General features: G+C 69.2%; 22 protein-coding genes and 2 pseudogenes. 10 read left to right on the top strand and 14 right to left on the bottom strand.

Translation table 11 applies throughout. The features are described 5' to 3' along the window. The first annotated feature begins 270 nt into the window (after positions 1–270). The 5 genes and pseudogenes from OG746_RS40075 to OG746_RS40055 all read left to right on the top strand — a co-directional run bounded on the left by OG746_RS40075 (position 271) and on the right by OG746_RS40055 (position 4,799). Entirely contained in the window at positions 271–2,484 is a 2,214-nt protein-coding gene (locus tag OG746_RS40075; protein WP_266723715.1) for an SUKH-4 family immunity protein, read from the top strand. A 117-nt stretch (positions 2,485–2,601) separates the two neighbouring features. Beyond that, positions 2,602–3,453 (top strand): pentapeptide repeat-containing protein, encoded by an 852-nt coding sequence (locus OG746_RS40070; RefSeq protein ID WP_266723713.1) that lies wholly within the window; start codon positions 2,602–2,604, stop codon positions 3,451–3,453. Between the two features lie 128 nt (positions 3,454–3,581). Beyond that, positions 3,582–3,854, top strand: a pseudogene (locus OG746_RS40065) (Imm49 family immunity protein); the annotation flags it as partial. 64 nt (positions 3,855–3,918) lie between these two features. Continuing rightward, entirely contained in the window at positions 3,919–4,515 is a 597-nt protein-coding gene (locus OG746_RS40060; protein ID WP_266723711.1) for a hypothetical protein, read from the top strand. Beyond that, positions 4,512–4,799, top strand: coding sequence for a hypothetical protein (locus tag OG746_RS40055; RefSeq protein WP_266723709.1), 288 nt, complete (start codon positions 4,512–4,514; stop codon positions 4,797–4,799). Before OG746_RS40060 ends, OG746_RS40055 begins: the two co-directional genes overlap by 4 nt. Positions 4,800–4,839: 40 nt before the next feature. Here OG746_RS40055 and OG746_RS40050 read toward each other — a convergent pair whose 3' ends face one another. Then, positions 4,840–5,040, bottom strand: coding sequence for a hypothetical protein (locus OG746_RS40050; protein ID WP_266723707.1), 201 nt, complete (start codon positions 5,038–5,040; stop codon positions 4,840–4,842). A 174-nt stretch (positions 5,041–5,214) separates the two neighbouring features. On the opposite strand from OG746_RS40050, the gene OG746_RS40045 reads away from it, so the two are divergent. Together OG746_RS40045 and OG746_RS40040 are read left to right on the top strand one after the other, a co-directional pair. Further along, a complete protein-coding gene (locus tag OG746_RS40045; protein ID WP_266723705.1) occupies positions 5,215–5,475 on the top strand; it encodes a hypothetical protein in 261 nt (86 codons plus the stop codon). Position 5,476: 1 nt separating this feature from the next. After that, positions 5,477–5,626, top strand: a complete 150-nt coding sequence (locus tag OG746_RS40040) for a hypothetical protein (RefSeq protein ID WP_266723703.1) — start codon at positions 5,477–5,479, stop codon at positions 5,624–5,626. 67 nt (positions 5,627–5,693) lie between these two features. Here the strand turns inward: OG746_RS40040 and OG746_RS40035 are convergent, their stop codons facing one another. After that, positions 5,694–6,239 (bottom strand): hypothetical protein, encoded by a 546-nt coding sequence (locus tag OG746_RS40035; protein ID WP_266723701.1) that lies wholly within the window; start codon positions 6,237–6,239, stop codon positions 5,694–5,696. A 557-nt stretch (positions 6,240–6,796) separates the two neighbouring features. Here OG746_RS40035 and OG746_RS40030 point away from each other — a divergent pair. Further along, positions 6,797–7,528, top strand: coding sequence for an SUKH-4 family immunity protein (locus OG746_RS40030; protein WP_266723700.1), 732 nt, complete (start codon positions 6,797–6,799; stop codon positions 7,526–7,528). Positions 7,529–7,582: 54 nt separating this feature from the next. Here the strand turns inward: OG746_RS40030 and OG746_RS40025 are convergent, their stop codons facing one another. The 6 genes from OG746_RS40025 to OG746_RS40000 all read right to left on the bottom strand — a co-directional run bounded on the left by OG746_RS40025 (position 7,583) and on the right by OG746_RS40000 (position 16,529). Further along, entirely contained in the window at positions 7,583–9,772 is a 2,190-nt protein-coding gene (locus tag OG746_RS40025; protein WP_266723699.1) for a serine/threonine-protein kinase, read from the bottom strand. An 87-nt stretch (positions 9,773–9,859) separates the two neighbouring features. Then, entirely contained in the window at positions 9,860–11,233 is a 1,374-nt protein-coding gene (locus OG746_RS40020) for an SUKH-4 family immunity protein (protein ID WP_266723698.1), read from the bottom strand. 31 nt (positions 11,234–11,264) lie between these two features. Beyond that, a complete protein-coding gene (locus tag OG746_RS40015; protein ID WP_266723697.1) occupies positions 11,265–13,376 on the bottom strand; it encodes a serine/threonine-protein kinase in 2,112 nt (703 codons plus the stop codon). A gap of 175 nt (positions 13,377–13,551) precedes the next feature. Further along, positions 13,552–14,403, bottom strand: coding sequence for an aldo/keto reductase (locus OG746_RS40010; protein WP_266723695.1), 852 nt, complete (start codon positions 14,401–14,403; stop codon positions 13,552–13,554). 61 nt (positions 14,404–14,464) lie between these two features. Continuing rightward, on the bottom strand, positions 14,465–15,493 hold the full coding sequence (locus OG746_RS40005; protein WP_266723693.1) for a zinc-binding dehydrogenase: 1,029 nt from the start codon (positions 15,491–15,493) through the stop codon (positions 14,465–14,467). A gap of 58 nt (positions 15,494–15,551) precedes the next feature. Further along, entirely contained in the window at positions 15,552–16,529 is a 978-nt protein-coding gene (locus OG746_RS40000) for an aldo/keto reductase (RefSeq protein WP_266723691.1), read from the bottom strand. 216 nt (positions 16,530–16,745) lie between these two features. Here OG746_RS40000 and OG746_RS39995 point away from each other — a divergent pair, with 216 nt between their 5' ends. Next, positions 16,746–17,639 (top strand): helix-turn-helix transcriptional regulator, encoded by an 894-nt coding sequence (locus OG746_RS39995; protein WP_266723689.1) that lies wholly within the window; start codon positions 16,746–16,748, stop codon positions 17,637–17,639. A 108-nt stretch (positions 17,640–17,747) separates the two neighbouring features. Continuing rightward, positions 17,748–18,701, top strand: coding sequence for a MerR family transcriptional regulator (locus OG746_RS39990; RefSeq protein WP_266723687.1), 954 nt, complete (start codon positions 17,748–17,750; stop codon positions 18,699–18,701). Between the two features lie 27 nt (positions 18,702–18,728). Here OG746_RS39990 and OG746_RS39985 read toward each other — a convergent pair whose 3' ends face one another. The 6 genes and pseudogenes from OG746_RS39985 to OG746_RS39960 form a co-directional block, all read right to left on the bottom strand. Next, positions 18,729–19,019 carry a fibronectin type III-like domain-contianing protein gene (locus OG746_RS39985; RefSeq protein ID WP_524540553.1) on the bottom strand — a complete coding sequence of 97 codons (291 nt, stop codon included), beginning with the start codon at positions 19,017–19,019 and terminating at the stop codon, positions 18,729–18,731. A gap of 126 nt (positions 19,020–19,145) precedes the next feature. Further along, a pseudogene (locus tag OG746_RS39980) lies at positions 19,146–19,328 on the bottom strand (glycoside hydrolase family 3 C-terminal domain-containing protein); the annotation flags it as partial. An 82-nt stretch (positions 19,329–19,410) separates the two neighbouring features. After that, a complete protein-coding gene (locus tag OG746_RS39975) occupies positions 19,411–22,005 on the bottom strand; it encodes a family 78 glycoside hydrolase catalytic domain (protein WP_266723683.1) in 2,595 nt (864 codons plus the stop codon). Between the two features lie 48 nt (positions 22,006–22,053). Then, on the bottom strand, positions 22,054–22,890 hold the full coding sequence (locus OG746_RS39970; RefSeq protein WP_266723681.1) for a carbohydrate ABC transporter permease: 837 nt from the start codon (positions 22,888–22,890) through the stop codon (positions 22,054–22,056). 3 nt (positions 22,891–22,893) lie between these two features. Next, a complete protein-coding gene (locus OG746_RS39965; protein WP_266723679.1) occupies positions 22,894–23,778 on the bottom strand; it encodes a carbohydrate ABC transporter permease in 885 nt (294 codons plus the stop codon). Between the two features lie 90 nt (positions 23,779–23,868). Beyond that, a complete protein-coding gene (locus OG746_RS39960; protein ID WP_266723677.1) occupies positions 23,869–25,185 on the bottom strand; it encodes an ABC transporter substrate-binding protein in 1,317 nt (438 codons plus the stop codon). Between the last annotated feature and the right edge of the window lie 104 nt (positions 25,186–25,289).

The following is a 25,289-nucleotide window of genomic DNA, read 5'->3' as shown; positions in this document are numbered from 1 at the left end:
ACCATGCGCCGACGCGCCCCCCCTTCTTGATCAGGTCGAAGCGAAGCCGCACTGATGGTGCGGCTCCCTTCGGGGTTCCAAGAGCGCGAGAAAGACATGGTTCCGGCCGCCATCGGCAATGGTTGGATCGAGAACGTGCCGGACCGTGCAGACGTCTTGAACGGAGTCAGTCACCTTCTGAAGGACGGCTGGCAACGACCATCGTCATGAACCAATCGGGGGCCGTATCTACCGTGACGCAGGCCCGCCGGACCGACGTCAAGGAGTGACATGCCCCGTCCGACAGCCGACACCTCTCCGCAGGGAAGCGTAGAGGCCGTCGTCGAGTGGTGGCATGAGGGCCAGCACACAGGCAGTGTCACCTACGTCGTGTCGCCTGTCGCGGCCGACGGCGCCTCGGTCGTACGCCGGGCACACGAACGCATTCCGGGCAGCGTGCTCGTCGATGCCACCGGACTGACCACGGAACAGGTTCTGCACCAGGCACTCACGGCGTTCGGCGTGGATCTGTCCGCGGACAAGCAGCGCAGCTGGCAAAACGCGGAACTCGATTGGACCGATCACCGCCTGCTGCTCGTCGTCAATGCCCACCGCGCAGGTCCCACCAGGCGCTCGCACGAGCCCGAGCACTTGCTCGGCTTCGCTCTTCGCTGGCTGGCACATGGCAAGTTGACCGTGCTGACCGACACGTCCCCTGCACTGCTTCCCCGCGGCACGAGCCCCAAAGCCGTCTTCGACGTGTCCCCGTCGCACTCCGCCACTCCGCTGCCGGAGTCGTCCGCGCTGCGCGCCCTGGCCCTCGCGGAGCCACGTGTGGTGCCCGTAGCGGTGTGGGCCGAGCTTGTTGCCGCGTTGAGCGGCGTGACCCCCACCGAGGGCGAACTCACCACGTTCGTCCAGGAGCACAGCGCCCTCGTGCGATCGGGCCCCTTGGGTGTCTCCTTCGTCGACGAGGGGGTGGCCGAAGCTCTCCGCGCGGCGACCGCACCCGACGAACTGCGGCGCGTCAACAGCCACTTGTCCCACTGGCTGCTGCAGTCGATGCCCACCTACCGCCACCCAGACGGATGGGCCAGAAGCGGCGCCCTCGGGCTGTACGCCGCGACCGGTCTTGCCATGCATGCCGTGCAGGCCGGGACGTACGAAGAGCTTGGGCGTAATGGCGAGGCGATCGCCAACATCCCGAAGAGCGTGCTGATGGACGCCGGTCGCACCGCAGTGGGCTTTCTCATTCCCGGGAACACCCCGGCTGCCGACGCGAAGCAGCTTTGGACATGGGGGGTCGTCCCCGACAACCAGCGTTCATGGGCTTCCTGGCTGCATTTGATGACCCTCAGTCGCAACGACCACGAGGCAGCCGCCGCCATCGCGGCTTCGAGCATGTCATTGCCCTGGCAGGCGAAGTGGGCGAAGTGGCGGCCGCCGGGCGGATACCACCCCGTTTATCTGCAATCAGGCAAGATCGACGCGTTGGTGGAAGTGCGCTGGCGAAAACGTCCCGCGGTCGCGGGCCGACACCGGTCCTTCATGGTCGGATCGCGGGCCGAGTACACCTCCATCTGGGATGCGGAAACCGGCGAACGACTCGCCGGACCCTGGGAAGGGGACGAGGGGGAGCACCGTGCGGACCTCTCCTGGCCACCTCAGCCCGCGCCGGAGGCCCAGACGCAACCGCACCCGGCCGAGGGGGACAGCACCGGCCCCTCCACTGTCCGAGAGTTGTTCGCTGCGGCTCCCCCTCGCCGCAACGACCGCTCCTTTCTGTGGCCGTGCGTCCCGCTGACCGTCGGCGACATCACCGTCCTCGGGAGCGACTCGGGACTTGTCGCCATCGAGGCTGCCGACGGAATCGACCTCACAAGCCTCGGCTCCCTGAACCGGCCTTTGAGCGGCAGCTACGCCTCGGCCGACGGAAACACGCCGGTCGACTCCCCTGGGCCCGATCAGACGGATCACACAGTGCTGCCCCTGTTGTTCGACGACATCTTTCCGGTCGAACCCGAAGAGCTCCCCGACGGGCTGACCCACGAACCGACGCGTGAACTCCTTCTCGACTTCGGCCTCCCCGACGTGGCCGAGGGCGGGATGAGAGTCCTGCCCTACTGCGACTGGGACGTCGAGATCCTCGAGGAGATGCCCTCGTGGCCCGACGACATCGATCCCATCGACGAGACCGGACCGTTCTTCCAGATCGGCAGATGGATGGGAGGCGAGATCGTCATCGACGGCCCAACAGGACACGTATTGCGTGTTCCGACGGGGCCCGACGAGGAGGAACTCGCCGCGCTGCCCGCGGCACACAGCCTGGAGGCCTTCCTGACCATGGTGGCCTGGTGGGTGACGGGGCTGCGTATCCGAGACACCCTCCCGCCGCCCCGTGAGGAGAAGCCGGATGTCCTCGGCTATGTCCTCGGGGCATTGACCATGATCGACGACAAGGGCAGCGAGGCTCCTGCCTGGGCGTACGTCTTCGAAAACGAATGAGCCAACCCGCGCCACGCGACAACGGCACGAAAGACAGCCTGTCCCAGGCCACCAAACACCCCTGTGGGAGTGAGCGAGTTGACCGGTTCCCGTGACGTGAACAGAACCGTACGGGTCATGCCGGCCGATCCGACGGCCGCGGCGGCTCTGGCGGCCTGGTGCGAGACGACCGATACGGACACGACTCTTGACGCTTCGCAACTCGACTTGTCAGGCGTCGACTTGTCGGGAGCCGACCTCGCACTGGCGACGCTTTTCGACACCAACCTCACCGACGCAAAGCTCGTGGAAGCGGACTTGTACCGTGCACAGAGCGCGGACGCCGTGCTCGACAACGCGGACCTCACCGGGGCATCACTGGTAAAGGCCTGCCTCGGTGACACACGTTTGCGTGGCGCCGTCCTTGCGCGCGCCGACCTTCGCAGCGCAGACCTCTGGAACGTGGATGCGCGAGCAGCGTCGTTCCGCCATGCGACGCTCGACGGTGCGGCGTTCGGGGACGTATCTCTGCTCGGCGCCGACCTCACCGGAGCGTCCGCACACGATGCGACCCTTGACGTCGAGCTCGACGACAGCACCGTCGTCACCGGCCTCTCCGGTGAGATTCGCGGCCCGGCTCGGCTCTCCGAAGGCGATGCGATACGCGAACTGGCGGGACTTGAGCTGGAGTCGTGGCTGAACAGTCGCGGGGCGTCCGTGACGGTACTCAACTCGCCTCCCGGCACCGTCACCTACTACGCCCGCGTGGACGACGAATTTCCCCGTGAACGACCTGCCGGCATCGTGCGCCGACGCCGAGACGGCACGACGTTCCGCGACGAGGCCTTCACTCGTCATCTGCGTTGGGAACCGACGGAGTACTTGCGCCGCTACGAACTGGGCCACAACGACGACGATCACATCGAGATCACCGAGGAAGAGACCGCCCGATTCATCACCCGCATCAGGGCCGAGCAGCGCGACAAATAGGCTGAGTGACCGGCTGCGTAACGAGGAGGACCCCGCCCCGATGAATTCCGAGCGAGACCAGACCGCCGACTGGGTCAAGGACGCGCCGGCCGATACCCCGCCTGGAGAAACCGTAGTACTGGACCGGCGACCCGGCCCGGTCGCAGAACGGCGAAGGGTTGGTCGCCCTCGGGCCGCTGGCCACCGCCTGCATGGCCTTCGATGCGGGCATCCCGGTCGAGGTCGAGTCCGAATACCTTCCCCGGCGCCTCCTGGAACGTACCTGGGTAGGCCAGTTCACCACCGGATCTGCCACACGTGAGCGCCAGGCCGTTTTTTCCATCGCCGCCAAGCCCTCACCGCCATCGGGGTCGATCTGCCCGCGGACACGCATCAAATTGCGAGGCCTAAGTGCTCACTGAACGTCAGCTCTATTACCTGGATTGGGGTCTGTACCCAGGAGAGGAGGTAAGTCGCGAGAAGGCCGTGGACGAGGGCGACTACACATGCGTTCAACTCGACGAGTTCGGCACACCTCAGTTCGCCGAACTCTACGATTCCGGTCGTCTTTTTCACGTTGACCACTGGACAAGCGACCTGGATGGCGCCAGGGAGGAGCACCTGGCACGCTGCCCCGGCATCCCCTTTGGAATCCAGTTGGCGGTTCAGGAGACCGGGAACCACCGCTGGAGTGTCTCTCACAGGTTCTCGGGTTCCGGCGCCCGTGTCGGATACCTGGTCCGCCTCGAGCGAAACGACACGTATGACGCCCCCTTGATGACTCTGCACATCGATATAGGCCGGCAGTTGACGAAGATCGAGAAGAACTTCTACGACAGCGACGGTCAACGGCACTACGTTTTCGAGTACGACCCGCGAGGTGACGTCCAGGTGGTCCTCGACTTGCCCGAAGGCAGCACGCCTCGACTGGCAACAGCACTTGGTGCCGTTGACGTGCCGGGCTTCTACCGCGAGGGGTTTGCTCTGCCAGCGGGCATCGCCCGCTCTTCGATCCCCCTGCTCGACGGACAGCCGCAGCGTCGCCCCGCCCCGGGCCGCCACCCACAGCAGGGGCTCTCATGAACAGGGAGCTCGAGAAATTCATCAAGGTCTACCTGGACTATCAAGAGGGGTACGACACCAGCGGGGCCCTGCGCGCAACTCTGTATGCGTTCAAGGCGGAGTACGTTGAGAGGGTACGAAAAGGCCTTGAGGTCGTGCTCAATGAGCGGGAACTCTCGACAGGTGACTACGAAAGACTCACGGACATCGAGTTCCGCAGCGACGAAGACCTTTACTCCTACCTGCGGGAAATGTTCCAGTACCTGTTCGAAGACGGGGAAGAGCAGCCGATGCCACCGGTCTAAGGGTGGTCCCGTAACTGTCATCGGCAGTCCGAGCGACGGTCTACGGGCGGACGCACCGCGCGAGCTCGCCGTACTTTATTCCGCTGGAGTAGAGGACCCCCTGGTGATTTCGCCCCATGAATTTGATGCCTTGGGTACGCCGCTCCACATGCGTCAACCGGAGGACTTGGGTGCCCGACTCGGTCGAGAGCTCCAGAAGGTCACCGGGCTGGAGGTCCTCGGCGAGGAGGTCGATGGTCATGGCGGGGATGGTACGGCTTCATGGTGAGCGGGATCGACGAAGGGTGAATTCGAGGTGCCCAGGCGGACCGGCCGCAGTGGGATGATCTTGTTGTGGCTGGTGTGATCACGGCGTCGGGGTCGACCACGAAGCCGCTTCGCGCTTCGTCCGAGGCTTCCGCACGGTGTTGTCGACGTGGATGACACCACCACCATCCCCGCCGCCGTCGCAGGCGGGGTCGTGGGCCACCCGATCACGAGACTCGACGGCGACGCGTCGGTGTACGGGCCGTTGCCCGGGACCCTGCATGCCCCGATCGAGCCAGCCTCGGTCGTCAGCTCGCTTAAGCTCCGGGGTCTTGGGGCGACATCAGATCTTCAGATCTCCCGAGCCAGAGCGGTGACGACGCCGTCCATTACCGTGATTGGGTTCGACAGCCGTGGCGACGAGAGGTGACATGACGGTGACGTCGGACGGCATGCCCGCGGAAGGCGTGGCCCGCCAGGTAGGCGCTTGGTGGCGCGCCGGTGGGCGGGGTGGCGGCGCCGCTCATGTCGTCGCTCCGGACGGTGTCGATGCCGGGGCCGTCCTGCGGCGGGTGCACTAGGATGTACCGGGGAGTGTGCTGGTCGACGTCGCCGGGCTCAGTGCAGAGCAGATCATGCACCAGGCCCTCACCGCGCTGGGAGTCGACCGACGCCGGGCTCCTGCCGCTGGGCCTGCAGCCCGAGAACCTCTTCTATCTGGCCGGGCCCGCCGCTGACGCACCGGCTCTCGATGTTCCGGCGGCCCTGCGCGCACTCGCCCTGGCTGAGCCGCGCACCGTGCCGGTGACCGTGTGGGCGCAGCTCATTGCTGCGCTGACCGGCGAGACCATGGCTGCGGACGAACTCAACGGGCTGGCCCGGGAGCGTTCGGACGTTCTCGTGACGGGGCCGCTCGGGGTCTCCTTCGCCGATGAGCGCGTGGCCGAAGCGCTGCGACGGGGCGTCGATGCCGAGCCACTCGTGCGCGTCAACCGGCACCTGGTCGACTGGTTGCTGCGTACGTCCGACGGTTTCCGCCATCCCGAGGGGTGGGCCAAGTCCGGCTCCGTCGGGCTGTATGCCGCCGCCGGGCTCGCCATGCACGCCGTGCAGGCCGGGTCGTACGAGGAACTTCTGCGCGATGGACGCACGGTGGCCAATCTGCCGCAGACGGCACTCATCGACGCGGCGCACAGCCACAGCAGCATCATTCCCGGCAACACTCCCGCCGCCGATGCAATTCACCTGTGGGGGTGCGGAGTTGTCCCCACCCGTCAGGGCGAGTGGGCGTCCTGGTTGCATTTGATGGCCTGGTCGCGCGACGAGTTCGAGTTCGCGCAGTCCGTGGCCTCGTCCGGTGTCTCGCTTCCCTGGCGTACGAAGTGGGTCCGCTGGCGGCCGCCGGGCGAGTGTCACGCACGGTTCCTCGAGGCCGGCAGGTTCTCCAGGGTGACGGAAGTGCGTTGGCAGGGGCGGCCCGCCATTGCCGGGTTGCAGAAGCGCATGGTCGGCAGGTCGCCGGAGCCGTACGTGTCCGTCCGGACGCGGAGACGGGCGAACTCATCGCAGGTCCCTGGGATCAGGAAGAGATTCCGCAGGAACACCGTGCGGACCTGTCCCTGCCCCCGTCCACTACGACAACGGGGCCGAACCCCTCGGCCTCGTCCTCGGCCTCACAGGCCGGGGAGCTCACCCGCCTCGTCGAGCTCTTCGCCTCACCGTCCGCCCGGCGAGACGAGTGGAATTTCGTGATGCCCTGCGCACCTTTGACCGTGGGCGATGCCGTCGTGTTCGGGGGCGAGCTGGGGCTGATCGCCCTCCAGTCGGCGAGTGACGCGGACCCCTCGGACACCTTCGGCCTCCGGCAGGAGCCGCTGTCCGGGGACTACCCGGCCCCTGACCCGAGCGGCCCCGTCGATGCCGCTCCCCCGAGCCACCAAGATCTGATCTCCCTTTTCGGTGACCATGGCATCTGGGATTCCGAACCCGAGGAAATTCCCGAGGAGTTGACCCATCGGCCGACGCGTGACCTTCTCACCGAGTTCGGGCTACCGGACATGGTGGAGGGCGACATGGCGCTCCTGCCGTACGGGGACGCGGACATGGAGCTCTTCGACGAGGTGGACTGGCCGAATGATGTCGAGCCCGCGGCGGAGAGTGGTCCCTTTTCCCAGATCGGCAGGTGGCTGGGGGGCGAGCTCGTCATCGACGGGCCCACCGGCCACGTCCTGCGTGTCCCGACCGGCCCGGACCCGGTCGGCCCCGACGAGGAGCATCTGACCGCGCTTCCCGCCGCGCGCGACCTGGAGAGCTTCCTGACCATGGTCGCGCTGTACGTCACCGGACTGCGTACGCGCGACCTCGCGCCTCCGCGCGGTTACGAGCGGGAGCAGGTCACCCATTGGCTCCCGGAAGCACTGGCCGAGGTCGACGAGACGGGTGGCAGGCAGCCCGCATGGGCGTACCTCCTTGAGAACACGTGACGTGACATGTGACGTGACACTGCCGCGAGAAGTGACACCAGAGCGTCGGCGCCGTCAGGCCGATAGGCGGCCGACGACGCGTCTCAGGCCCTCCTGGCAGTTGACCCCCGTCTGGAGGACCTCCCAGGCCTGTGCGACCTGCGCGTCGGGCAGGCCGGGCAAGATGGCGTCGATGCGGGTGCGCAGGGTCGGTGTGGGCCAGCGGATCAGGTTCTCGGGGCGCATCGTGGACATCAGGGCTTCGACCGCCGGGCGGTCGGCCTCCGTCGGGAGGTCGGTCAGGACGAGCGCCACCACGTCCACGGCCGCGAACTCGCGCGCGGCCGGCTCGTCCTTGAGCAGTTCGTCTACGGCTCCGCCGATGTGTACGAAGGGGGCGATCACGCGCACGAGCCCGTTCAGGTCGAGTCCGGTGCGCAGGCGTTCGCGTTGGCGGTCCAGCCAGGCGGCCAGCGCCTCGCGGCCCACGTCCGTGCGGCAGACGCCGGGGGTGTGTCGCCAGCTCCCCTGTTCCGCGGCGTGGTGCGGACGGTAGTGGTGGCGGTACGGGACGCCTCCGTCCCGGAGTGCGACCCCTTCCAGTTCGCTGTCGAGTGCGTTGCGCAGCTCGCGGGCGAAGCGTGGATCAGTGAGCAGGCGGGTCAGGTGCGGGCGCCGGTCGACGAGCATGTGGGCGGCGCCGGGGCTGCCCAGTTTCGGTGGCGGGTCCGCCAACGGGACGCCGTGTTCCAGGAGTTCGTCCGCCAGGTCGAGCGGCAGGGGCGCCCACCAGCCGGGCGCGGGATCGCGAAAGGGCAGGCGCACCGGAACGGCGTCGGCCGCCAGGCGCGGGGCGAGGCTCATCGCCACGTCGTACAGCTCCTCAGTGCGTGCTTGCCCGAGCGGTTCGCGCGCCAGCCAGTCGTGCAGCAGACGGGCGGTCTCGCCGGCGGGAAGCCCTGCGCGCGCGCCCGTGAGCAGGGCCAGGGCCCCGCTGCGCTGGAGCAGCGACTGCCACTCCTGCGCGCTGCTCGCGTCGCCGGGGGCCAGCCGCAGTACGTCGTGCACCGTTTCCGGGCGTTGTTCGACCAGCAGCTCCAGGGCCTTCCCCTTCAGTGCGTCGGCCCAGAACTTGTGCACGTCGCCCGCGCACAGTCCGATCCTCGGCACGATGTCCTCGAGCAGTGCGGCCACTTCGGACTCGGCATTCGCCTTCGCCGCGCGGGCCACCTTGCGCAGGTCCGCGGCCATGCCCGGATACAGGTCGTCGGGCGTGTGGACGCGTCGTTCCAGTACGTCGCGGAAACGTCGCAGCTGGTCCCGTGAGACCGTCGTCCCCTTGGAGGCGAGTTCCTTGGCACGCGCGCGTACCGCCCCGGCGGCCAGCGCTCCGTGGTCCGCGAAGGTGGCGTAGCGGGCGTCGAGCCATCGTTCGTCGGGCTTGGTGTGCTGCTCACGTTCGGCGTTCCTTGCGCGCGTGAAGTACCCGGGGGCGTACTCCTTGTGCTTTCCGCCCTCCTTCAGGCAGATGTCGGCGAGTTCGTCGAGGAACGCGGGGAGGAATCTCGGTGCCGTCGTGGCCAGGTCCTCCAAGTGGTCGTCAAGGAGGGACTTGTAGAGGCTCGGGCTGCCCCAGAGGCTCCAACCGAAGGTGTAGGCCGCTTCGAGGGCTTCCTGCTCCTGTCCGGGGTGGGCCGCCATCAGCCTTTCGGGGAACGGGAGTTCACCGCCCTCGGCGTCCTCGGTGCGCCCCGTGTTCACCGAGGCCGGGATGCCGGTCGCGAACGTGTCTGTCAGCTCCCATTCCTCCCGCGACGCCATCAGTGCGTCCCAGTGGCGTACGAAGGAGGGGTGCAGGAGGAGGGTCATGGTGTGGTCGTCGGGGTGGACGTACGTGCGCGCGATCAGCGTCGTCCCATCGGCGTCCGTCCCGTCGGGATCCGTCTCGCCGGCTTCTGGCGCGGGCAGGTCTGCCACCGGCTCCACTCCGGCGTCGTCGAGTGCCTCGCGCCACACGATGTCGGATTCGGCGAGCGCCCTGGGCACGGGCGCGCCCGCGTCGGCCCAGGATTCGGCCAGAGCGCGTGCCTGCTCGCGGTGTGCCGTCAGTGCCCGCCGCAGCCGGTACAGGCGGCGCGTGCTCTGGCTGTCCGCGAGCCACTCGGGTACCTGCTGAAGCTTCTTGCCGCGTGGGTTGCGATGGACGACTTGGAAGTCGTCGTCCAACTCGACGGTGTAACCGTCCACTTCGTGGCGTCGGCCCATGCTCCGGTGCCGCCTCCCCGTTCCCAGTACCGACTGGCGCGGCGCGTTGTCACCAACGTGCCGCGCATTCAAGGAAATTGGACCCGGTCAGAACAACCCGTGCCACATCTGCTCGACGATCACCGACCACCAGTTCCGCGGGTCGTCCAGGGCCGACGCGTCGATGGCGACGAGTTGCTCCTGGAAGTCGGCGACGGCGCTGCCCGCCATGACCGGGTCGAGCGCGATCATTTCCTCGCGTGTCGTGTGCAGGAGGGCGAGGGAGCGGGCGAAGGCGGAGACCGAGGCGTTGACGCGGCGGCCCGCGCCGTTGTCCGGGGTGACGGCCCAGACCTGGCCGACCGGCTCGCCGTCCAGGTCGGAACCCGTGCACTGGACGGTGATCAGCGCGACGCCGTCGGTGCCGATCCTGACGTGGCCCTCCAGGAATGCGAGGGCGTCGGCGCCGGCCTGGGAGCCGACCGCACGCAGGTGCGCAGCGGCGTTGCCGAACAGGCCGCCCGGGAGCCCCGCTTCCGTGTTGTCGGCCGTGAAGAAGAACGGGATGTCGGACGGAAGGCCGGCCCACGTCAGCGTGGCCTTGGTGTCCTCGGGCAGCGGGGTGCCCGCCACGTCGTCGGCGTCGTAGCGGCGTACGTCGTCGGCGCCGAAGGCCTCCGTCAGCTCGCGGCCCAGGGCGACATCGCGCAGCGGCTCGGCCGGCTCGACGTCGGTCGGCACCGGCGCCCGGTGGGGCCGGGGCGGCGGCTGCTGACCCGCGATCCGGTGCATCTGCTCGACGTGCTCGATCAGCGCGGCGACCGCCTCGGCACGACCCTCGCCCCGCAGGCCGTACTCCTGCGTGCAGGTGAACTTGGCGTTGGCGAAGCGGCGGCCGAGCAGCAGGCCCGGGTAGCCGCCGGGGAGCGGGCTGGAGCTGAGGTCGACGTGGATCGCGATCACGTTCTGCGCGGGGACGCCCAGGCGGTCGAGCTCCACCATGACCTGGTACTCGGAGTGCGGCTCGCCGGGGGCGGAGTTCTTGACGAGGCTCGTCTCCTCGCCGGTGCCCGGGTCGACGTAGGTGAAGACGGCGGTGTTGCCGGGGCCGGTGACCGGCGGCTGTGCGGGCGGTGCCGTGCCCTGGCCGTCGCCGTGCGGTTCGGTGTCCTGCCCGCCGGCGTACGGCTCGGTGTCCTGGCCGCCGCCGTGCTTCTGCTGGTACATCCGCACGACTTCCTCGACCGGCACGGACGGCCAGGTGCTCAGCTCGCCGGTGCGGCGGTCGACCACGCCGCAGGAGTGGCCGATCGTGGCCGGCGGTCGGCGCTTGCCCGTGACCGGGTCGCGCTCGAGGGGCGGGGCCGCAGCCCACACCACCCAGCCCAGGTCGAACTCCTGGATCCGCACCTCACGGCGCTGCTGCCCCTCGGGGTTGAGCCACCCCTCGGCGGTCGCGAGCGCCTGCTCCTGGCTGATCACGGGAAACTCCCTTCGAGTCTTCGGGCGGGTGTCAGGCGCCGGGGTGGGCGTCCGGTCCGGGGGCTTGGGGAGCTTGGGGAGCCTGCGCGGGCTCGGGCTCCGGCTCCGCTGCCCGGGGAGCAGGTACGTCGGGCGTAACCGGCTTCGCCGGGCGGATCTGCAGCGCCTTCACACCACGTGCCGTGGCAACGAGGAGGACACCCTCGGCCGAGATGTCGGTTCCGGTGAAGGGCCTGGCGGAGATCAGGGCCGTCACGAGTTCCTCGTCGCCCTTCTGCGCGCCGCGCCGCCAGACGCGAACGTAGTCGGCGCCGCGGCTGAATCCGAGCGGGCTCGCGGCGCGCTCGTCCTCCGAGGGGCGCTGGATCCGGGCCGGGTCGGCATCGATGACGGAGCCGGTGGCGAGGTCGTGCACCAGCACGGCGGGCGCCTCGGGATCGTCGGCCTTCAACGGGCGTGAACCCGGGGTGCCTTGAGGCACCACGCTCACGGCGACCGCGAGCGGAGCCAGCTCGGCGCCGTCCGGCACGTCGCCCTCCGGCACAGCCGCAGACGGCGCCAGCCTCCCGACCGTCACACCATCGACCCCGGCGACCGACACACTCCACAAGGTGTGCCAGTCAAGCTCCGGCAGCGCCGCCCGCAACACCGCCGCGTACTCCGGCAACCCGTCCTCGACGAACGCCGTCTCCAGAAGCGCCGCCCGCAGCATGGCCGGCGCCTGAGTGCGCGTGAGCAGCGGGGCCGTACGCAGATACGTGCGCGCCGGTGCTTCCAACTGCTCGTAGGGCAGGGCCTCCACCGCAGCACGCAACAGCACCGGATCGGCCTGGGCGAACAGGTTCGGGTCGGTGAGGAGCCGGGGCAGCAGTCCGGCCGCCAGGGTGTGTCCCGCGATGCGATCGCGTACGTACTCCCCTGCCTTCGCCCAGTCCTGATCGGGGACGGCCTCCAGCAACTCCATGGCGATACGCGCCTGAGCGCCCGGCACATCCGGGATGCCCGCCCGAACGGCCTCCCCGATGCCCGGGTGTTGCAGCGCCACGAGCGTCCGCTCGTCCTCGGGAACGTCTTCGCCGGCCCTCTCGACGGGACGGATGAAGGGAGCGGCGAGCAGCATGCCGCGCGCCATGTCCTCGCTCATGTCCCGTTCGGCGACGGCGGATGCGAGCGGGGTCAGCAGGTGCACGGGCAGGCCATCGCCCTCGGCGAGGGCGAGGGGCGCCAGGATCTGTCGCAGGGTGCGGGGGTGCGCGTCGAGTCGCTGGGCGTGCAGATCGAGCACTTCGCCTACGCTGCCGGGCAGTTGGCTCGCATCCGCAGGGTCGAATCCCTCCGGGTGCGTCAGGATCGACTGCACGGCGAGATGCACGGTCAGCCGGCTGCCCGCGCCGTCGCCCGTCTGTCGGGCGATCGCCTCGGCGAGCGTGCGGCGAGCGGCGGGATCGGTCGTGAACGGCAGTTCCGGAGCGCCGAATTGGGGATTGAGCAGCGCCTCGGCCTGCAGCACGAGCCCCTCGGGGTCGCCCCACTCGGGTGCGTCGAGGTCGATGATGCGGACCTCGCCGGACGGCAGGCTCTCCGCGAGTTCGGCGGCGAACTCCCGGGGCACCTCGGCGAGAAGACGTATGGAGTCGACGGCGGCGAGGGGCTTCAGCACGTCCCGCACCACGCGCGCGGGCTCCCCCGCCCCCCGCACCGGTCCTGCCCGGTCCACATCCGGCACCACGATCGTCACCGGCCGCCCTGACGAAGGGAGTTGACCGAGTTCGGGGAAGATGTCGGCGGTGCGGGTCGCGGGCAACCCGTAGTGATCGGCGAGCAACCACAGGGTCTGCGCGGCAGTCAGCCCTGCGACGCTCGGCACCGCAGGCGCGGGCAGGTCCGGCGGCACGGTCGCCGGATCGAACGCGTCCAGCTCGAGTCCCTTTCGGTACTCCGGGTCGCAGAGCATCAGGAACCCCGTGAGCAGCCGCGAACACCCGGTGCCCGGGCTCCCGGTCAGGATGACGACCCGGGGCGCGCCCGGCCACTCCATCCGCCACGCGGCGAGCGCGCGCAGCGCGGCATTGCGCCCGCCGATGTAAGGGTGGGGCTCATAGGCGGCCTGGGCCTGCTCTGGGGCCTGGGTCGGGCTGGTCATCGTTCCCCCGCTTGTCCTGTCCGTCCGACACCGTCACATCGTGTTGACCGTACGACGTTCATCCTATGGGGGTCGCACAGGGCGAATCACGCCCCGGCCGTCGCTTGTTACCCAGGTGTGGCGTGCGCCGGCCGACCACGCGCGGCGCGGCGCCGTGAGGTCAGGTCAGGCCAGGTCACGCGTCCAAGCGGCGCGCCGCGAGCCAGGTGACGATCTCGGGGTCGTGGTGGTCGAAGAACAGGGAGCTGCCGGTGTCGAGGGTGGCGATCCGGTCCAGCTGCTCGTCGGTGAGCCGGAAGTCGAAGACGTCGAGGTTCTGCGCCATGCGCTCGGCGCGCACGGACTTGGGGATGGCGACGACGCCGCGCTGGGTCAGCCAGCGCAGCACCACCTGGGCGACGGACTTGCCGTACTCCTTGCCGATCTCGGCCAGCAGCGGGTTGGTGAAGAGGTCGTTCTTGCCCTCGGCGAAACCGCCCCAGGACATGATCTGCACGCCGTGCTCGTCCATCAGCTCCTGATAGTCGGCGCGCTGGAAGAAGGGGTGGGTCTCGATCTGGTTGACCTGCGGGGTGATCTCGTTGTTGACGATCAGGTCGAGGAGGCGGTCCGGGTAGAAGTTGGAGACGCCGATCGCCTTGGCGAGGCCCTCGCGGTTGAGGTTCTCCATGGCGCGCCACTGGCCGTAGACGTCGCCGAAGGGCTGGTGCATCAGGTAGAGGTCCAGGTGGTCCAGGCCCAGCTTGGTCAGCGACGTCTCGAAGGCGCGGCGGGTGTTGTCCTCGGCCGGGGCGTCCTGGACCCACAGCTTGGTGGTGACGAACAGCTCCTCGCGGGGGATGCCGCTGGACTTGATGGCTCGGCCGACGGCCTCTTCGTTGCCGTAGGCGGCCGCGGTGTCGAGGAGGCGGTAGCCGGTGGCGAGGGCCTCGGAGACGGCGCGTTCGGTGTCGTCGGCGGGGATCTGGTAGACGCCGAAGCCGAGGAGCGGCATCTCGACACCGTTGTTCAATGTCACGTACTGCATGGGGGAAGTCCTTTGTGATGCAAGCCAGTTGGCGGTTCAGCGAGTTGGCGAGTCGGGAGAGTCAGGGGCGAATGAGCGCCTTGAGGACCTGGCGGTCCGCCATCGCCCGGTAGGCGTCCGGTGTCTCGTCGAGGGCGAAGGTGCGGTCGAAGACACGGCCAGGGGCGATGGTGCCGTCCAGGACATCGGGCAGCAGCTGCTCGATGTAGGCACGGGCGGGGCTGGCACCGCCGGTCAGCGTGATATTCCGCATGAACTCGGCCGGGCCGATCGGGCCCTCCTCGTACTGCGGTACGCCGAGGCGGCTGATGGTGCCGCCGTCCCGGACCGCGCCGATGGCCGTGTCCAGCGCCTGGCGGGTGCCGACGGCCTCGATCACCTTGTCCACGCCGCCGGTCAGTTCGCGGATGCGGGCGACGCCCTCCTCGCCGCGCGCGGCGACGACGTCGGTGGCACCGAAGTGGCGCCCCAGTTCGGTACGCGCCTCGTGGCGGCCGGCGAGCACGATCCGCTCGGCGCCGAGCCGGTTCGCGGCGATCACCCCGCACAGGCCGACCGCGCCGTCCCCGACCACGAGCACCGCGTCGCCGCGGCCGACACCGGCGGTGACCGCGCCGTGGTGGCCGGTGGTCATCACGTCCGACAGCGCGAGGAGCGACGGCAGCAGCGCGGAGTCGGCGGCCACCGGCAGCTTGACCAGGGTGCCGTCCGCGTACGGCACGCGGACGGCCTCGCCCTGCCCGCCGTCGACACCGTCGAACCCGTACCGGCCTCCGTTGCGGCACGAGATCTGCAGGCCCTTGGCGCAGTAGTCGCAAGTGTTGTCGCTGTACGTGAACGGGGCGACGACCAGGTCCCCAGCCTTCAGGCCGGTCACGTCCGCGCCGGTCTCCTCGACCACGCCGAGGAACTCGTGCCCCATGGGACGGCCCTCCTCGGTGGCGGGCATGGCCCCGTACGGCCACAGATCGCTGCCGCACACGCACGCGGCGAGCGTGCGCACCACGGCGTCGGCCGGCTGGACGATCTTCGGGTCGGGCCGGTCCTCGACGCGGACGTCGCCGGCTCCGTACATCAGGGCTGCGCGCATGAGAGGCGTACTCCAAACGGGTGTGGTGTCACGTGGTGGGGGTGGCGAGCGTGGGTGATCAGCGTTCGAGCATCTGCGCCTGGGCCTCGGTGTGGGTGTCGCCGGCTGCGGGCGGCAGGCTGCTGAGCTGGGAGAGCTGCTCGCTGGTGAGCGTGAGGGCGTCGGCGGCGGTGTTCTCCTCGACGCGGGCCACGCGCTTGGTGCCGGGGATCGGGGCGATGTCGTCACCCTGGGCGAGCAGCCACGCGATGGCCACCTGGGCGGGTGTGGCGTCCGCGTCGGCGGCGATGGCCTGGACCTCGTCGGCGAGTGCCAGGTTGCGCCGGAAGTTCTCGCCGGTGAAGCGCGGGTTGCCGTGCCGGAAGTCGCCGGGCTCGAAGTCGACCTCGGAGCGGACGGTGCCGGTGAGGAAGCCGTGGCCGAGCGGGGAGAACGGCACCAGGCCGATGCCCAGCTCGCGCAGGACCGGCAGGACCCGGTCCTCGATGCCGCGCGTCCACAGCGAGTATTCGGACTGCACCGCGGTCACCGGCTGGACGGCGTGCGCGCGCCGGATGGTGTCGGGGCCGGCCTCCGAGAGGCCGAAGGCGCGCACCTTGCCCTCGGTGATCAGCTCGGCGACGGCGCCGGCGGTCTCCTCGATGGGCGTGTTCGGGTCGACCCGGTGCTGGTAGTACAGGTCGATGTGGTCGGTGCCGAGCCGCTTCAGGGAGCCCTCGACCGCGGTGCGGATGTTGGCAGGGCTCGAGTCCAGGTTCCAGGCACCGTCACCGGCGTGCGAGACCAGGCCGAACTTCGTGGCCAGCACCACCTGGTCCCGGCGCCCCTTCAGCGCCCGGCCCAGCAGCTCCTCGTTGGCGTACGGGCCGTAGATCTCCGCGGTGTCGATGAACGTGACGCCCAGCCCCAGCGCCCGGTGCACGGTCCTGATGGATTCCGCGTCGTCTGTGCCGGAGCCGGTGTAGCCGTGGGACATCCCCATCGCGCCCAGGCCGATCCGCGAAACCTCCAGGTCACGCAGGTTGATGTACCGCATCTCGCCCTCTTTCGATCCATGGCGTACCCGGCACCCTCACTCTCGCCCGCCCCGGCAGGTCGCGCCTGTGGTGGCGGAGTCGGGCCGGGGTGCCGGTGTCTTGCTCCTTCACCTTCGCCGGGATCGCGCCCGTGCGGCAGGGCGGGCTCTTCAGGGGTAACGACAGGGCCCCCCTCGGCTCTGCGCGGCGGGTGCCCGGCGGGTGAGACTGGAGACATGGCATCGACAAGCGCGCACAGCGAGGGCGCCGAGCTGGGCCGCTATCTGCGCGCCCGTCGCACTCAGACGAGCCCCGAACATGTCGGCCTCACCGTCGGCGCCGGCATCCGCCGCACCCCCGGCCTGCGCCGCGAGGAGCTGGCCACCCTCGCCGGGATCAGCATCGACTATTACGTTCGCCTGGAGCGCGGCAAGGAGACCCGCCCCAGCCCGGCCGTCCTCGACTCTCTGGCCCGCGCCCTGCACATGGACGACCAGGAGCACCAGCACCTGCGCGAGCTCGCCGCCCGCGCCGCCCGCTACGTCTCCGAACCACCGCCCGCGCCCAGCCGCACCGTGCGCCCCCACCTCAAGCTGCTCCTCGAATCACTGCGCCCGAACCCCGCGTACGTCATCAGCCGCAGCATGGACATGCTCGCCTGGAACCCCGGCGGCCTCGCCCTGTACGCGGGCCTCGACGACTGGCCGGTCAAGCAGCGCAACCTCGCCCGCTACCTGTTCCTCCACCCCGCGGCCCGCGACCTCTTCACCGACTGGGACCGGCAGATCACGTCCTGCGTCGCGCGCCTGCGCACCATCGCCGGCACCGCGCCCGACGCCCCCGACCTCACCCACCTCGTCGGCGAACTCCTCCTCAAGAGCCCCGACTTCGCGGGCCTGTGGGAACGCTACGAGGTGACGGGCCGCAAGCCGGCGCACAAGACGTTCCAACACCCGCAGGTCGGAACCGTGACCCTCACCTCGCAGTCCCTGCACGTCGAAGGCACCCCGGGCCAGCGCATCGGGGTCTACACCGCCGACCCCGGCACCCCCGACCACGACGCCCTGCTCCTGCTCGACATGACAGCGCCGGCCGCCTCGACGCCCAGCACATCACCCCACACGAATTGACACCGCCTCAACGCAGCCGCGATCCGTTCACTCGCCCGAACTACCGCCGGCCCCGCCGAGGGAAGATGTACTTGAGTCTCCACCAAGGGGAGACACGAGGGTGGGGGCATGGAAGGCGACGGACTCTTCACGATCGGGGCGCTTGCCCGTAGGACCGGACTGACGGTCAAGACCATTCGTTTCTACTCCGACAGCGGGATCGTGCCGTCGACCGACCGCAGCCCGGCAGGCTACCGCCTCTACGACATCCACGCGCTCACTCGGCTGGATCTGGTGCGCACCCTTCGCGACCTGGGCCTCGAACTCGCCGCCATCCGACGGGTGTTGGACCGGGAGATCTCGGTGCCCGAGGTCGCGGCGACCCACGCCGACGCACTGGACGTACAGATCCGCACCCTTCGTCTGCGGCGCGCGGTGCTTCGGGTGGTGGCCGAACGGGGCTCTACTCCCAAGGAGATGGACCTCATGCACAAGCTCGCGAAACTCTCGGAAGACGAACGCAGACGCCTCGTCACCGACTTCATCGACGACACCTTCGGCGGCCTTGAAGCCAATCCCGAGTTCGTGGCCATGATGCGCGCGGCCATGCCCGAGCTGCCCGACGACCCCGAACCCGAGCAGGTCGAAGCCTGGGCGGAACTCGCCGAGCTCACCCAGGACCCCGACTTCCGCGCCGCCGTCCGGCGGATGGCCGAGTACCAGGCGCGTGAACGTGCCCAGGGCGACACCACCGGCCTCCACCACGACCTGACCGAAGCCGTCCGCGCCCGGGTCGGCCACGCCCTCGCCTCCGGCATCGCCCCCGCCTCCCCCGAAGCCGCACCCATCGTCGACGACCTGACCGCCCGCTACGCGGAAACCTTCGACCGCGCGGACGACGATGACCTGCGGGACTGGTTGCTGACACGCCTGGATACGGCCGCCGACCCCCGCGCGGAGCGCTACTGGCACCTCCTGTCCGTGATCAACGCATGGCCCGTCCCGCCGAGCCTGGCACCGGTGTTCACGTGGTTCGCCGAGGCGTTGCGCGCGGGCACCGGCAGCAGTTCCACCGCCACGTAGCCCGTTGCGCGGCCAGGCGTCCCTGCGTCAGCCGACCGTCACCGTCCGCTGCGCGGTGACATCCCGCGACGAACGCGCCACGGCGAACGTGTAGGAGCCGGGGACGACAGTCCACCGGCCGGACTTCCACACCCGCAACTCGGCTACGGGGACGGAGAGTTCGAGCCGCGTGGACTTCTTGGCGGGCAGGGACACCTTGTGGAAGGCGACGAGGCGGCGCGGTTCGGCGGCCGCCGCGTCCGGCAGTGTCGCGTAGAGCTGGACGACGTCCGTGCCCGCGCGGGTACCGGTGTTGGTGACAGTGACGGAGACGGTCACCTTCTTCGCGGCGGCGTCGTAGGCCGCCACGAGGGAGCCGTGGGCGAAGGTGGTGTACGACAGGCCGTGGCCGAAGGGGAAGCGGGGGCGCTGTCCCTTGATGTCGTAGTAGCGGTAGCCGACGTTGATGCCTTCGTCGTAGGTGACCGTGCCGTTCGTTCCGGGGTAGGTGGCGGTGGTGGTGCCGGGGCCCGGGCCGGCGTCGGCCGGGAAGGTGACGGGGAGGCGGCCGCCCGGGTCGGTGTCGCCGAAGAGGACCGAGGCGAGCGCGGTGCCCGTGCCCCGGCCTCCGTACCAGGCCTGGACGACGGCCCCGACGTGTCGTCAGGTGTACGGCCGGCCCCGGCTTGAGGTGACGTACGTGCTGTGCGGCGGACGCGAGCAGGTGCGTTCACGCCGCCGTGGAGATGAGCGCGGCGGTGTCGAGCGTGTGCTCCCCCGGGCCGAGCGCGACGGGCGCGCATCCGGGGAGTTCGGCGGTGGCGGTGCAGCCTTCGGGCACGGTGATACGCGCCGTCATGCCGGCCTCGGTCACCTCCCAGTCCAGCGACGCCGTCCCGTACGGCGTCTCGTGGCGGGTGCGGGCCCAGGTGATGCCGCCGCCGGGGCGCGGCCGGAAGGTCAGTTCCCGGTAGCCGGGCGCCGCCCCGGTGATGCCGCCGACGACCCGGTGCAGCCAGTCGGCGACGGCTCCGAGGGCGTAGTGGTTGAAGGAGGTCATGCCGCCGGGGTTGAGGGTGCCGTCGGGGCGGAGGCTGTCCCAGCGTTCCCAGACGGTGGTGGCACCCATGGTGACGGGGTACAGCCAGGAGGGGCATGCGGTCTGGGTCAGCAGGCGGTAGGCGACGTCGACGTGGCCGGTGTCGGTGAGGGCGTCGCAGATCAGTGGGGTGCCGACGAAGCCGGTGGCGATGCGCCCCTCGTCGGCGAGGACGAGTTCAGCGAGGCGGTCACCGGCCGGGCCGCGCCGCTCCGGGGCCAGCAGGTCGAAGGCGAGGGCGACGGCGTAGGCGGTGGGGGTGTCGCTCGTCATACGGCCGGTGGGCAGGACGTAACGGCGGTGGAAGGCGGCGGTCACCTCGTCGGCGAGCGCGGTGTACCGTGCGGCATCCTGCTCGTATCCCAACCCGACTGCTGTGCGGGCGAGTTGTCGTGTGGAGTGGGCGAAGTGGGCGGTGGCGACGAGGTAGCGGTTGGTTCGCGAGGCCGCCGGGTCGTCCGGTGGTGCGGCGGGGTCGAGCCAGTCCCCCAGCTGGAAGCCGCTGTTCCACAGCCGGTCGGGCCCGGCGAGGCGTTCCATCAGGTCGACCCACGCCTTGCCCGTCGGGTAGTGCCGGCGCAGCAGTTCGCGGTCGCCGAAGCGCTGGTAGAGCACCCAGGGCGTGAGGGTGGCGACGTCACCCCAGGCGGCGCCGGGTCGGATCGGGGTCCACATCGGGCCGCCGGGGATGACGGGCACGTACCAGGGGACGGTGCCGTCGGGGAGTTGCTCGAGGCCGACGTCGGTGAGCCAGGAGTCGAGCATGCCCACGCAGTCGTAGAGGTAGCTCGCGGTGGGGGCGAAGACCTGGATGTCACCGGTCCAGCCGAGGCGTTCGTCGCGTTGCGGGCAGTCGGTGGGCAGGTCGACGAAGTTGCCGCGCATGCTCCACACGACGTTGTCGTGGAGCCGGTTGACCAACGGGTCGCTGCACTCGAACCAGCCGGTGCGCCGCATGTCGGTGTGGTGGACGCGGGCGGTGACCATGTCGGGGATCAACTCGCCCGGCCAGCCGGTGACTTCGGCGTATCGGAAGCCGTGCAGAGTGAAGCGGGGTTCCCAGGTGAGCGGGCCGTCGCCGGACAGGATCAGGGTGTCGATGGAGTACGCCTCGCGCAGGGGCCGGGTCGCCAGTTCGCCGTCCTGGAGGATCTCGGCGTGCCGGAGCGTGATGGTGGTACCGGACGGACCGTCGGCCGTCACGCGGAGGCGGCCGACCAGGTTCTGTCCGAAGTCGAGGAGGTGGCGGCCGTCGGGTGCCTTGGTGACGGTGGCCGGGGCGAGCTCCTCGGTGCAGGTGACCGGGGGACCGAGGGGCGCGACGAGGGTGCGGGGGTCGCGTTCGCCGGTACGGACCGGAGTCCAGGTGCCGGTGTGTGCGCCTGCCGGGGTGGACCAACTCGCGTGGTGCAGGCGGGCGTCGAAGGTCTCCCCCTCGTACAGACCGCTGATGAGGATCGGGCCGGGGGCCGCGCGCCATGTGTCGTCGGTGGCGACGACGGTCGTGGCGCCGTCGTCGTAGGTCACTTCCAGTTGGGCGATGAGTGATTGGTCGGTGCCGTAGATGTTGCGGGTGCCGCCGTCGAAGCCGTACTTGCCGCGGTACCAGCCGTCGCCGAGCCAGGCGCCGATGGCGTTGGCGCCTTCGGTGAGGTGATCGGTGACGTCGTGGGTGCGGTAGCGCAGGCGGTGCGGGTAGACGGTCCAGCCGGGGGCGAGGGCCTCGTCGCCGACGCGGCGCCCGTTGATCTCCGCCTCGTACAGGCCGTGCGCGGTGACGTAGAGGCGGGCGCGGGCGATGGGGCGGTCGAGGGTGAAGTCCCGGCGAATCAGCGCCGGTTGGCGATCCCCCTCCGGGTCTTCGGTCCATGCGGCGGCGACCGGCACGGCCCGCCAGTCCGTGGGGTCGAGTAGGCCGGCCTCTACGAGGCGTTCCTCGCTCCAGGGCGAGGGGGCATCGTGACCGGGCGTCCAGACCCGGACTCGCACGCCGACGCGTGCGCGTGAGACCAGCGGCGGGCCCGGCCAGGCCACGAGGACCTGCTCGTCGCTGTCGACACGACAGGTGACCAACTCCTCTCCATCGGTCGTGAGTTGGAGTTCGTAGGCGGTCTGGCGGTTCGATCCTGGGGCCAGGGTCCAGGACAGGCGGGGCGTGGCGGTGCCGATGCCGAGGCCGTCCGGGAGGTGTTCGAAGGACACCGGTGAGGGCGGTGAGGGCAGCAAGGGAGGAACCTTTCATTCACGTGCGCGGGAGCAACGGGCCTGCGGGGGTCAGCCCTTGAGTGCTCCCGAGGTGAGGCCCTTCATGACCTTCTGGTTGAGGAAGAGATAGATCAGGAGGGTGCCGAAGACGTTGATGCAGATCGCGGCGAAGAGCGGGCCGTACTGGGTGGCACCGAAGTCGCCGGTGAAGTTCAGCAGGCCGACCTGGATGGTGCGCAGGTCCTGGTTGTTGGTGAACGTCAGGGCGATCAGCAGGTCGTTCCAGATGAAGAAGAACTGCACGAGACCGACGGTGAGCAGGGCGTTGCGCACCATGGGCACGCTGATCGTCCAGAAGGCGCGCAGGATGCCGGCACCGTCGATGGTGGCCGCCTCGAAGAGTTCGCGCGGGACGGTGCGGTAGTACGTCGCCATCATGAAGACGGTCAGCGGCAGGCCGGTCCCGGTGTACGTGAGGATCAGCGGCCACAGTGTGCCGGACAGGCCGGTCTGGAAGTACACGGTGAACAGGGGCAGCAGGATCATCTGCGGCGGCACCATCATGCCCGCGAGGAAGACAAGGAGGGTCAGGCTGCGCCCCTTCCACACCATGACCTGCAGGGCGAAGCCGGCGGCCGTGCCGAGGAGCAGGATCAGGGCCAGGGCGGGCAGGACGGCGAGCAGGCTGTTCTGTACGTACAGGCCGATGTTCCCGGTGGTCCATGCCTCGGTGTAGTTGCCCCACTCCCAGGTGGTGGGCAGGCTCCAGGTGGAGTTGTTCAGGTAGTCGCTGTTGGACTTCAGGGATGTCAGGAACATCCAGATCAGCGGGTAGATCTCCACGACGAGCAGTACGCCGATGACGAGCTTCACCCACCAGCGGCGGGCGGGATTGCGGACAGCCATGGCTCAGCCCTCCGTGAGGTCGCGCCGCGAGACGCGGTAGACGACCATGCTCACCAGCAGACACACCACGGTCAGCAGCAGAGCGATGGTGCTGCCGTAGCCGTACTCGCTGTAGGTGAACGACGTCTGGAACATGTACAGGGTCAGCGGGGTGGTGCCGTCGCCGGGCCCGCCGTTGGTCAGGGCGACGATGGAGTCGAAGACCTTCAGCGTGCCGTTGATGCTGAAGATCAGCGAGGACATCAGCACGGGCAGGGACAGCGGCAGCACGATGTGCCGCACCAGGCGCAGGCCGGTGGCGCCGTCGAGGCGGGCGGACTCCAGGGTCTCCTCGGGGATGTCGACGAGGCCGGCGAAGAGGAGGACGGCGTAGAAGCCCATGGAGCGCCAGATGTCCATGACGATCAGGACCCAGAAGGCGCTGCCGGAGCTGCCGAAGAAGTCGATCGAGTCCAACCCCACCGCGTTCAGGAGGGAGTTGACCGGGCCGGGGTTCGGGGCGACCTGGAAGAAGTTCTTGAACAGCAGGCCGACGGCGACGGTGGGCAGCACCACGGGGAAGAAGACGAGGGTGCGGATCAGGGCCGATGCGCGCTTGAGGAAGAAGACGTAGAGCAGGGCCAGCAGATAGCCCGCCACAACCTGGCCGACGGTGACAACGGCGGCGTACTTCAGGGTGAACCACAGGGCGTGGTGGACGGCCGGGTCGTCGAGGAGGCGGGAGAAGTTGGCGACGCCGTTGCCGGTGAAGCCGTCGATGCTGTTGCCCTTGGTGAAGGAGTACCCGAGCGACCATGCCATCGGGACCAGCATGATCAGTGTGTAGACGAGGAGGGCGGGACCGAGCAGGATCGCGACGGCCCTGCGGTCACCGAGTACGCGGTGCATGGATGGAGTCCACTTCGATTCCGTTGAAGCTTCCGCTGAGGCTTCCTTTGAGGCTTCCGTTGAGGCCTCCGTAGAGGCGTTCCGGGCCGGTCACTTCGCGGCGAGCGCGTCCTGGACGGTCTGCATGAACTGCTTCGGGCTCATGCTTCCGGTGACGAGGCGTGCCGCGTTGGTCTGGCTGACGGTGGTCGCCTTCGTGCTGAACAGGGCCTCGAACCACAGCACGTTCTGCTTCGAGGAGCCGACGGTGTCCCGGACCTGGGTGGTGACCGTGTTGGTGTCCTTCACCTCTCCGTTGACCTTGAATCCGGAGATGGTGCCGTGGTCCTTGAGCGCGGTGCTGCCGTAGTTCTTGGCGATGCAGGAGACCCAGTCCCTGGTCTTCTTGTCGAAGGACTTCGCGTTGAGGGCGATGCCGAGTCCTACGTTGGAGGGGTACTGGTCGACCGAGCCCTTGCCGCCGGAGACGGCGGGGAACGGCAGGAAGCCGACGTTCTCGGCGCCGACCTTGTTCTGCTTGGCGTCGGAGATGTTGGCCAGGGCCCAGCTGCCCATGTAGTACATGCCGGCCTTGCCGGCCAGGAACTGGTTCATCGCGGTGTCGTAGTCGATGGAGCCGACACCCTTGCCGAAGTAGCCCTTCCTGCCGAGCTCGGCGACTTCCTGGGCGGCCTTCACGTACGCGGGGTCGGTCAGCTTCGCCTTGCCGTCGGCGACCTTCTGCAGCGCGTCGGGGCCGAGGCTGCGGTAGAGGTAGCCGCTGATGAGGCGGGTCAGCGGCCAGCCCTGCTGTCCTGAGGCGGCGAACGGCTGGATGCCCTTGGCCTCCAACTTGGCGGCCGCCGAGCGCAGTTCGGCCCAGGTGCCGGGCGTCTCGATGCCGTTCGCCTTGAAGACCTTCTTGTTGTAGAAGATCCCCTCGATGTTGTACTCGTACGGCAGGACATCCAGCTTGTCGCCGTACAGCGCCTTGATGGTGGAGACGGCGGCCGGCTCCAACTGGTCGTAAACACCCAGCTTCTTCAGCTGGCTCTCCAGGTCGGCGACCTTGCCCGACTTCGCCAACTGCTGCGTGAGCGCAGGTGCGTTGCCAGCGGCGAACTGAACGGGAAGGGCGTTCTGCCCGGCCAGCAGTTGCAGCTTCTGGTCGAGGCTGCTCTGCGGCACCGTCTCCACCTTCAGCGGCAGCGCCTGCTGGGCGGACTTGCAGGATCCCCTGGACAGGGACTTCAGAGCGGTCTTGACGGTGGTGTTCTCGGTGACGCTCAGGTAGTCGAACTCCTTCGGCGCGGCCGAGGATCCGCCACCGCTGCCGCCACAGGCGGTCGCGAGCAGGGACATCGAGGCGACGCCGGCGGTGAGCAGGCTCAGGCGCATGCGGCGGGCAACGGGGGTACGGGAAGACACGGTTCACTCCCAGAAGTCAGTGAATCAGCGAAGCGGAGAGGTGAGCTCGGGCACGGAGCGGCGCATGGAGCGGAAGCCGTCCGGCCACGGCGGGGAGTGTGAAA

This window comes from Streptomyces sp. NBC_01016 (assembly GCF_026341035.1).
Lineage (GTDB): Bacteria > Actinomycetota > Actinomycetes > Streptomycetales > Streptomycetaceae > Streptomyces.
This window is presented reverse-complemented; position numbering and strand designations above follow the sequence as displayed.